The following is a 9782-nucleotide window of genomic DNA, read 5'->3' as shown; positions in this document are numbered from 1 at the left end:
ACCACCGAGGTGGGCGAAGCCATCGCGGCGGCCATCGCCCGAGGCTGACCGGCAGGGCCGCACGGCGGCCCCGCGACCCCCACGCGCGCAGGAGGGCAAGCAGCCCGATAAACTGGTTGCTTCCCCACAGTGTTTCCCTGCCGGCATGCGATCGAACGCCCTGTTGCGCCCCCTGGTCCTCCTGAGTGCGGCGGCTCTGGCCGCCTGCGGCAGTACGCCGCCCGCCAGCCCTGCCACCCCGTCCGCGATGCCGTCCCAGGCCGCGGCTGCTCCGTCGCCCGCCCCCATCAAGGTGGGCATCGCGCTGGGCGGCGGTGCGGCCAAGGGCTTCGCGCACATCGGCGTCATCAAGATGCTGGAGGCCAACGGCCTCGCGCCCGCCGTGGTGGCCGGCACCAGCGCAGGCAGCGTGGTGGGCGCGCTGTACGCGAACGGCATGAATGCCTTCGAGCTGCAGGAAAAGGCCGTGGCGCTCGACGAGGCGAAGATCCGCGACCTGCAGCTGTCCTCCGGCGGACTCGTGCTCGGCCAGAAGCTCGAGGACTATGTGAACGCGCAGGTCCGCAACCAGCCGATCGAACGGCTGGCCAAGCCCTTCGCCGCCGTGGCCACGCGGCTGGAGGACGGCGAGCGCACGGTGTTCACGCGCGGCAATACCGGCCAGGCGGTGCGCGCCTCCAGCAGCATACCGGGCGTGTTCCAGCCCGTGGCGATCGGCAAGTACCACTTCGTGGATGGCGGCGTGGTCAGTCCGGTGCCGGTGGACGCGGCGCGCCAGCTGGGGGCCGACATCGTGGTCGCCGTGGACATTTCCAACAAGGCACGCGGCCAGGCGCCCGCCGGCATGCTCGGCACCCTGGGCCAGTCGATCGCGATCATGGGCCAGAAGCTCGGCCAGGCCGAACTCGCGCGGGCCGACGTGGTCGTCCGCCCGCAGGTGCTGGACATCGGCGCGGCCGACTTCACGCAGCGCGCCAGTGCCATCCTGGAAGGCGAGAAAGCCGCCCTCGCCGCCATGCCGCAGATCCGCGAGCGCGTGGCGCAACTGCAGGCTGCGCGCGCCGAGGCCACGCGGCTCGCGCAACAGAAAGCCGCCGAGGCGCAGCACCAGGCCTGCCTGGAGCAGCGCTCTCGCCTGCAGAAGCTGGCGGGACTGGCAGGGCTGGACGGCTCCTGCCCTGCCGCGGCCCCCTGACCCCTGCTGCGCCCTTTCGTCCATCCGCCGCGGCCCGCGGCGGCGGGCACGCCCCATTTGCGCCCGCCTCCTACGGCGGACACGGCGCTGCGCCCGTATGGTGCCGCCATGTCCCTCGGCAGCGATATCCCCGCCCGTCTCGATCGGCTTCCCTGGTCCGCCTGGCACTGGCGCGTGGTGATCGCGCTGGGCATCGCCTGGGTTCTCGACGGGCTGGAAGTGACCATCGTGGGTTCGCTGGGCAGCGCGCTGGAGCGCCCGGACACCCTCGGTCTGACGGCTTCGCAGGTGGGGTGGACGGCCTCGCTGTACGTGGGCGGCGCGGTGCTCGGCGCCCTCGTGTTCGGCCGCATGGCGGACGCGCTGGGGCGCAAGCGCCTCTTCATGCTGACCCTGACGGTGTACATGGTGGCGACCGTGGCCACGGCCTTCACCAGCAGTTTCGCCGCCTTCGCGCTGTGCCGCTTCCTGACGGGCATCGGCATCGGCGGTGAATACGCGGCGATCAATTCCGCCATCGACGAACTCATTCCCGCACGGGTGCGCGGCCGCGTGAACCTGGCCATCAACGGCAGCTTCTGGCTGGGCGCGGCCCTGGGGGCCGCCCTGAGCCTCGTGCTGCTGGATGCGCGCGTGCTGGGACCGGAACACGGCTGGCGGGCCGCCTTCCTCATGGGCGCCCTGCTGGGCGCCGCCGTGCTGCTGGTGCGCCGGCACGTGCCGGAGAGCCCACGCTGGCTGATCACCCACGGCCGCGCCGACGAGGCCGAACGCATCGTGGCGGACATCGAACGCAGCGTGCATGGCACCGCGCATCCGCGCCCAGCCGGGCTCGGGGCGGCGGCCGCCCCCGCCATGCCCCACGCAGCCCGGGCCGTCCCGGCTGGCCCGGCAGTACCGCCTGGCCGCCGCGCCCTGCCCTCCGCGTCGCAGGTGGTCCAGGTGCTGCTGCGCCGCTACCCGGAGCGCAGCGCCGTGGTGCTGGCGCTGATGGTGTCGCAGGCGTTCTTCTACAACGCGATCTTCTTCACCTACGCGCTCGTGCTGACGCGCTTCTACGGCGTGGACGCCAGCCGGGTGGGCCTCTACATCTTCCCCTTCGCCGCCGGGAACGTGCTGGGCCCGCTGCTGCTGGGGCCCCTGTTCGACCGCATCGGCCGCCGCGTGATGATCACCGCCACCTATGCGCTGGCCGGCATCGCGCTCGCGCTCACGGGCCTGGGCTTCATGAACGGCTGGCTGGATGCCACCACGCAGACCGTGGCCTGGTCGGTGGTGTTCTTCCTGGCCTCGGCCGCCGCGAGTTCCGCCTACCTCACCGTGAGCGAAGTGTTCCCGCTGGAGATGCGCGCGCTGGCGATTTCCCTCTTCTACGCCGTGGGCACCGGCGTGGGCGGCTTCGCGGCCCCGGCCCTGTTCGGCGCGCTCATCGATACGGGCAGCCGGGAGAACGTGTTCATGGGCTACCTGCTGGGCGCGGCGCTGGTGCTGGTGGCGGCGGGCGTGACGTGGCGCTGGGCGGTCGATGCCGAGCGGAAATCGCTCGAAGAGATCGCGCCGCCGCTGCACTCCGGTCACCAGCCGTAGAAGCGGGGCCAGGCCTCGGCCCGCCCATCGGGGCCGATGGCGTGGTACTCGGGGTGCTGCGCGCCGGTGGCGCATGCGTGGTTGGGCAGGATGCGCAGCCGCGTGCCGATGGGAAAGCGCTCGGCGATGCGGCCGTCCGGCTCGCCGGCCCGCGACAGGATGCCGTGCTCCTGGTTGGCGCCGCTCAGGGTGTAGCCCTCCAGCACCGTTCCATCCTCGCGGCACGCCTGGCCGAAGCCGAAATCCTGCCTCTGCTTCTGCGTGCCACGGTCGCGGCTCATCGCCATCCAGCCGGCATCGACGATCGCCCAGCCCTTTTCTTCCTGGTGGCCGATCACGGTCGTGAGCACGCTCAGCGCGATGTCGTCCAGCCCGCACACACCCACGTTGCGCATTACCAGGTCGAAGAACACATACACGCCGGCACGCACCTCGGTCACCCCCTCCAGGTGCTCCGCCGCCAGGGCCGTCGGCGTCGAACCGATGCTCACCACGGGGCAGGCGAAGCCGGCCTCGCGCAGCCGCTGCGCCGCGCGCACGGCGCCGGCCCGCTCCTGACCGGAGATGGCCCGCAGTGCCTGGGGATCGTCATGGTCGTAGCTGGAGCCGGCATGCGCCAGCACGCCCCCCACCACCATGCCGGCGTCCTGCAGCACTTGCGCGACCTGCAGCAATGCGTCTTCCTCCGGCTTGATGCCGGAACGGTGGCCATCGGTGTCGATCTCGATCCACACCTCGAAGACGGCGCCATGGGCCGCACCGAAGCGGCCGATCTCGCGGGCGGCAGCGACGCTGTCCGTGATGATCTTCAGCTGGCAGCCGCGCTGGCGCAGCGCAAGCGCCTGCATCAGCTTGCCCGGGACCATGCCCACCGCATAGAGGATGTCCTGGATGCCGGCCTCGAAGAATTGCCCGGCCTCCTTGAGCGTCGATACCGTGATGCCCTGCGCGCCCGCCGCGACCTGCGCCTGCACGACCGGCAGGCACTTGGTCGTCTTGGCGTGGGGGCGGAAGCGCACCCCCAGCGCGTGCATGCGGTCCTGCATGCGGTGGATGTTGCGCTCCATGCGCTGCGTATCGATGAGTGCGCTGGGCGTGCCCAGTTCGTGGATGGTGGTCACCGGCTGGCTCCGTGGAAGATGCGTACCGCGCCAATGTAGATGCGTAGACTACATTTGTGTTTAATGCTGGACAACTCCAGCATTGAACAGAAATGAATGATCGACCTCGATGACCTGCGCATGATTCGCGCGCTGGGCAGTTGCGGCTCCCTGGCGGGCGCGGCCCGCCTGCTGGACCTGACCCCGCCAGCGCTGACCGTGCGCCTGAAGCGCCTGGAAGCCTCCCTGGGCATTCACCTGGCCGTGCGCGGCGCGCGGGGCATCACCTTCACCGATGAAGGCCGGCGGCTGCTGGAGGAGGCGAAGGACGTACTGGAACGCGTCGAATCGCTGCCCGGGCGGATCGGCAGCGAGGCCCATGCGATGGCGGGGCGGCTGCGCGTCGCAGCCCCCTTCGGCTTCGGAAGACAGTACATGGCGCAGATCGTGCGCACCATGCACCTCGCCCACCCGGCCCTGGGCATCGCGCTGCAGCTTTCCGAGCATCCGCTGCGCGACGCGGCCGCTCACGACGTCGTGATCCACATCGGAATGCCGAAGGATTCCTCATGGGTAGGCCACCTGCTGGCCCCCAACGATCGCCTGCTGTGCGCCAGCCCCGCCTTTGTCCGGCGATTGGAGGCGCCTCTCACGCACCCATCGCAGCTGGCGGACCAGCCCTGCCTGTGCCTGGCGGAAAACGACGAGGACGTCACCCGCTGGCGTTTCACGCCGTCGGCAATGGGGCAGGAAGGACCGGCCCTGCGGAAAGATGTTTCCGTGCGCGTGGCGGGACGGCTTTCATCCAACGACGGCACGGTAGTCACGCAATGGGCCCTGGACGGCCTGGGCATCGTGGCGCGCTCGGAATGGGAGGCCGGCCCCCTCATCGCCGAAGGCCGCCTCGTACGCCTGCTCCCCGGCTGGCATCTGGAGGCGGCGCCCGTCATGGCCCTCACGCCGGTGCGCAACGGGGTGCCGGCACGGCTGCGGGTGTTCATCGAGGCCTGCAGGGCGGCGCTGGATCCGGTGCCGTGGCGCGCACATTCCGGGCAGGCCTGAACAACCATCCAGGCCCTGGCGTTCTCATCTATCGGCGCAAGGGGTTTGGTGGAGCAACAGGCCCGCCCGTCCGGCGTGCGCGCCTTTCGGCGCGGACCATTACCAGTCCCAGGAGCAGGTGAATCGATCCGAGTATCCCGAACCCATAGACCCCGGCGTGCCAGAGCCCGGAGTGCATCATCCGGTACCGGGAATCATTGAAAAGAATCTGGTCCAACTCAAAATCAACCATCTTCCGCTCGCTTTCAACCAGCCCCTTGCCGTCCATCAATGTCTCGATATAAGCCACCGCAGATGGCTTGCTCACCTTGATGACAGGGATGTGCATGAGGCAAAAAGCGCACAAGGCCAGAGAAACGAGCCCGGAAGCGACAAACAAATACCTCGCATACTTTCCAACAAGCTCAGCAAATACGGTCATCGCAGGTCCGTCAATATCTCCAGAACCAATCCACTCCGGAGAGCACCAGGAACGCGGTGACCTCTGCGACGACCACGTATGCGAGGCTGGCGATCAGCTTGGCAACGCCATGCCAGCGAGGCAGGTTGGCAATGACGTAAACGCCGGGAATGAAAACGAACAGGAACAGGAGCATCATCAGCCCCATCGCGCCACCGGGTTGTGAACCCAGCAGCAGGCCCGTGGCCAGAGGTACCCACACCGGGACCGCGAGGCTCATTCCGGCAAACCAGCGACCACGCAGGGTTTCCAGGCTCAATCCCCAGCCACCCTTCGCCGGTTCGATGAGATCGGACGCGGTGCGCCAGGTACCCGGCCTGAAAATCGAGCCGCAGTACGGGCATGTGTCATCCGCCAGATGGATGTATGCACGGCAATTGAAGCACGCGGCCATGAGGAACAATCTTTGAAAAAATGCCGGATACCTTCGCGAACCCTTGACGGGTCTCCCGGCTCCAAAGCGCCGCACAGAGGCAATGGCGCCAACGGCCGTGTTGGGCGCTCCTAATTTTGCCTCTCCCTCAGGCACTCCACCAAGGCCTCCGTCACCGCCGTCCCCTCCAGCCCCCGCATCCGGATGATCCCCACCGGAGGCAGCTCCACCGGCACGGGCAGCCTGAGCACCGCCACCAGCCCCTGCTGCGCGAAATGCCTCGCCACGGTGCCGGCCATGAAGGCCACGGCGCCGCGCTGGTGGACGAAGGTGATCTGCGACAGGAACGAGGCCGATTCGACGATGTCGGCAGGCGGGTGCAGGCCGTGGGCGAAGAACTGCTGCTCCAGCTTCACGCGCAGCGAGGCCCAGGGCGGGGGCAGCACGCAGGGCTGGGCGGCGATGTCGGACCAGCGGGGCTGGCGCCTGCGGGCCAGCGGGTGGCCGGGGCGCACGACGGCGACCATGGGGTCGTCGTAGAGCGCCTCGGTTTCCAGGTCGGGCGAGGCGTAGCCGGGCTCCAGGCGTCCGACGAACAGGTCCAGCTCGCCCAGGCGCAGCTTGGGCAGCAGGCGGGTCAGGTCGCCTTCCTCGATGAGCACGGTCACGTGGGGTGATCGGGCCTTGAGCCGCTCCACGGCCTGCGCGAGCAGCACCGGGGTGGCGGCCACCATGGCGCCCACGCTGGTGCGGCCGCGGGCGCCGCTGGCCTCGGCGGCGATCTCGTCGCGCGTGCGCTCGTAGCCGGCGAGCACGGAACGCGCGAAGCGCACCACGCTGGCGCCCGCGGCGGTGGGCTCGGTGCCGCGGGTGGAGCGCTCGAACAGGGGCAGGCCGAACATGCGCTCGATCTCGGCCAGCGTCTTGGAGACGGCGGGCTGGGTGACGGACAGGAATTCGGCCGCACGCCCGACATGGCGGAACTGGTCGAGCGCGACCAGCATCTGCAGGTGCCGCAGCTTGAGGTTGGAGCGCAGCACGCGATCGATCCTGGGCATTTCGGATCATTCCTTGGAGGTTATGAAGGTAGTCCGTATTTTCATTGGATTGGCATGGCCCGCTTCTGAACAATGGCGCTGGCCCCACCGACGATAAAGAAACAGGAGACATATCCATGCAGACCCCACGCTGCGGCCGGCGCCAGCTCATGCTGGGCGCCCTCGGCACCGCCACGCTCGCCCTCGCCTCCGCGCCCGCGCGCCTGCTCGCCCAGGGCACCTACCCCGACCGCCCGATCACCTTCATCTGCCCCTGGCCGGCCGGCGGCACGGCGGACCAGTCGATGCGCACGCTGTGCACGGTCGCGGGACGCATCCTGGGCCAGGCGATCGCGGTGGAGAACCGGGCCGGTGCCTCCGGCATGATCGGATCCAAGGCGCTGGCCGCCGCGAAGCCGGACGGCTACACCATCGGGCAGATCCCGATCTCGGTCACGCGCTTCTCGCAGCTGGGCACGCTGCAGGCCGATCCGCGCAAGGACTTCACGTACATCGCCCGCACCTCGGGCCAGACCTTCGGCATCGCGGTGCCGGCCAACTCGCCGTTCAGGACGCTCAAGGATTTCGTGGATTACGCGAAGGCCCATCCGGGCAAGGTGACGTATGCGCATGCGGGCGTAGGCGGTGCGACGCACGTGGGCATGGAGGAATTCGCCAGCGTGGCGGGCATCCAGCTGAACCACGTGCCCTACAAGGGCGGCGCCGAAGCGCTGCAGGGCGTGCTGGGCGGCCATGTGGATGCGCTGGCCGACTCCAGCTCCTGGGCACCGCACGTGGAGTCCGGCAAGCTGCGCCTGCTGGCCACCTGGGGCGAGCAGCGCACGGCGCGCTTCAAGGACGTGCCCACGCTGCGCGAGCTCGGCTGGGACGTGGTCGTGGATGCGCCCAACGGCATCGGCGCGCCCCGGGGGCTGGACCCGGCCGTCACCGCGAAGCTGCGCGATGCGTTCCGCCAGGCCGTGGCCAGCCCCGAGTTCAAGGCCGTGGCCGACAAGCTCGACGCCCCCGTGCTCTACCTGGACGGACCGGACTACGAGAAGTACGTCAACACCGTCTATGCCAAGGAAACGGTGCTCATCGACAAGCTGAAATTGCGAGAGCTGATGAAAGGGTGACATCCCCCCGGGCGGCGACGCCAGCGGCCCGGCAAAGCCGGTTCCGCGGCGTCTGCTGGCCTGGGCCGTGCCAATGCTTGCGGCCCTGCCGCTACGCCACAGATCCGGACAAGACACGAGCCACAATTCCATGATGAAAGCCCCGCATGCCCAGCCTTGACAGTCCGCTGCTGCACCTGCATCCCAACGACAACGTGCTGGTCGCCAAGACCGGGCTGGCGCTGGGGCAGGAGATTCCCGACCTGGGCGTGCGGGCGCGCGCGCAGGTGCCACCCGGGCACAAGATCGCCGCGCGGCGCATCGCCCAGGGCGAGCAGGTGAAGAAGTACGACACCGTGATCGGGGTGGCGACGCGCGACCTGGAGCCGGGCGAGTACGTGCACAGCCACAACCTGGAGCTCGTGGACTATTACCGCGATCCGGCGTTCGGCGCGGATGTACGGCCCGTCCATTACGTGCCCGAGGCCGAGCGCGCGACCTTCCAGGGCTTCGTGCGTGCGGACGGCTCCGTGGGCACGCGTAATTTCATCGGCATCCTGTCGTCGGTCAATTGCTCCGCCACGGTCATCAAGCAGATCGCCGCGCATTTCACGGAGGATCGGATGCGCGAGTTCCCCCACGTGGACGGCGTGGTGGCGTTCGCGCAGACCAGCGGCTGCGGCATGTCCTCGCCCAGCGAGCATTTCGACGTGCTGCGGCGCACGCTGGCAGGCTATGCGCGCCACCCCAACCTGGCGGGCGTGCTGATCGTGGGCCTGGGTTGCGAGCGCAACCAGGTGGACGGGCTGGTCGAATCCCAGGGACTGGAGCGCAGCCGGCTGATGCGCACGCTGGTGATGCAGGACGTGGGCGGCACGCGCGCGACCATCGCGGCCGGCATCGCGGCGATCGAGGACATGCTGCCGGCAGCCAACGGGGCGCGCCGCAGCGCGGTGCCTGCCAGCCACCTGAAGATCGGACTCGAATGCGGTGGATCGGACGGTTTCTCGGGCATCACGGCCAACCCGGCGCTGGGCGCGGCGATGGACGTGCTCGTGCGCCATGGCGGCACCGCCATCCTGTCGGAAACGCCCGAGATCCACGGCGTGGAGTTCATGCTCACGCGCCGCGCCATCAGCCCCGCGGTGGGCCAGAAGCTGCTGGACCGCCTGGCCTGGTGGGAGCGCTACGCGGCCGGGCAGAACGCGCAGTTCAACGGCGTGGTCGGTCACGGCAACCAGGCCGGTGGCCTGGCGAACATCTTCGAGAAATCGCTCGGCTCGGCCATGAAGGGCGGCACCACGCCGCTGCGCGCCGTGTATGAATATGCCGAGCGCATCGACGAGAGCGGTTTCGTGTTCATGGATTCGCCGGGCTACGACCCGGTGGCCGCCACGGGCCAGATCGCGAGCGGCGCGCAGCTGATCTGCTTCACTACCGGGCGCGGCTCGATGTTCGGCAGCAAGCCGGCACCGACCATCAAGCTCGCCAGCAACACGCCGATGTACCGCCGGCTGGAGGAGGACATGGACATCAACTGCGGCGTGATCCTGGACGGCGAGCTCACGGTGCCCGAAATGGGCGAGCGCATCTTCGCGCAGATCCTGCGGCACGCGAGCGGCGAGGCCACCAAGAGCGAACTGCTGGGCCTGGGCGACCATGAGTTCGTGCCATGGCACCTGGGCATCGTGAGCTGAGACTTTCCTTCCTTTTTCCTGCGCGACATGACCACTTCCTCCTTGCCTGTGTCCCCCCTCTCCGCGGCCCAGCCGCTGGTGCGCAGCCAGCTGTGCATCGCCGGCCGCTGGCAGGCCGCCGCCAGCGGCGCCACCTTCGCCGTCACCGATCCGGCC

General features: G+C 69.2%; 9 protein-coding genes. 5 read left to right on the top strand and 4 right to left on the bottom strand.

Annotated elements, in window-relative coordinates; translation table 11 throughout:
* Positions 1–145 precede the first annotated feature (145 nt).
* A complete protein-coding gene (locus tag T336_RS0122195; RefSeq protein ID WP_026434172.1) occupies positions 146–1195 on the top strand; it encodes a patatin-like phospholipase family protein in 1050 nt (349 codons plus the stop codon).
* Between the two features lie 108 nt (positions 1196–1303).
* Complete coding sequence (locus T336_RS0122190) at positions 1304–2782, top strand: MFS transporter (protein WP_019701824.1); 1479 nt, start codon at positions 1304–1306, stop codon at positions 2780–2782.
* On the opposite strand, the gene T336_RS0122185 is transcribed toward T336_RS0122190, so the two are convergent.
* Entirely contained in the window at positions 2770–3903 is a 1134-nt protein-coding gene (locus T336_RS0122185) for a DSD1 family PLP-dependent enzyme (RefSeq protein WP_026434170.1), read from the bottom strand. The two genes, T336_RS0122190 and T336_RS0122185, sit on opposite strands and share 13 nt — an antisense overlap.
* 96 nt (positions 3904–3999) lie before the next feature.
* Here T336_RS0122185 and T336_RS0122180 point away from each other — a divergent pair, with 96 nt between their 5' ends.
* Positions 4000–4944, top strand: a complete 945-nt coding sequence (locus T336_RS0122180; protein WP_019701826.1) for a LysR family transcriptional regulator — start codon at positions 4000–4002, stop codon at positions 4942–4944.
* A gap of 28 nt (positions 4945–4972) precedes the next feature.
* Here the strand turns inward: T336_RS0122180 and T336_RS0122175 are convergent, their stop codons facing one another.
* From T336_RS0122175 to T336_RS0122165, 3 genes are all read right to left on the bottom strand, one after another.
* Positions 4973–5365: a hypothetical protein gene (locus tag T336_RS0122175; RefSeq protein WP_026434169.1), complete on the bottom strand. Its 393-nt coding sequence runs from the start codon at positions 5363–5365 to the stop codon at positions 4973–4975.
* A gap of 10 nt (positions 5366–5375) precedes the next feature.
* Positions 5376–5798 (bottom strand): hypothetical protein, encoded by a 423-nt coding sequence (locus tag T336_RS27450; protein WP_244884009.1) that lies wholly within the window; start codon positions 5796–5798, stop codon positions 5376–5378.
* A gap of 110 nt (positions 5799–5908) precedes the next feature.
* Entirely contained in the window at positions 5909–6835 is a 927-nt protein-coding gene (locus T336_RS0122165) for a LysR substrate-binding domain-containing protein (RefSeq protein ID WP_026434167.1), read from the bottom strand.
* A gap of 116 nt (positions 6836–6951) precedes the next feature.
* Here T336_RS0122165 and T336_RS0122160 point away from each other — a divergent pair, with 116 nt between their 5' ends.
* Positions 6952–7950: a Bug family tripartite tricarboxylate transporter substrate binding protein gene (locus tag T336_RS0122160; RefSeq protein ID WP_026434166.1), complete on the top strand. Its 999-nt coding sequence runs from the start codon at positions 6952–6954 to the stop codon at positions 7948–7950.
* A 146-nt stretch (positions 7951–8096) separates the two neighbouring features.
* Entirely contained in the window at positions 8097–9626 is a 1530-nt protein-coding gene (locus tag T336_RS0122155) for a UxaA family hydrolase (protein WP_026434165.1), read from the top strand.
* The last annotated feature ends 156 nt before the right edge of the window (positions 9627–9782 follow it).

The organism is Paracidovorax oryzae ATCC 19882, from assembly GCF_000687165.1.
Lineage (GTDB): Bacteria > Pseudomonadota > Gammaproteobacteria > Burkholderiales > Burkholderiaceae_C > Paracidovorax > Paracidovorax oryzae.
The sequence above is the reverse complement of the archived record's forward strand: the minus strand, read 5'-3'. Positions and strand labels throughout refer to the sequence as shown.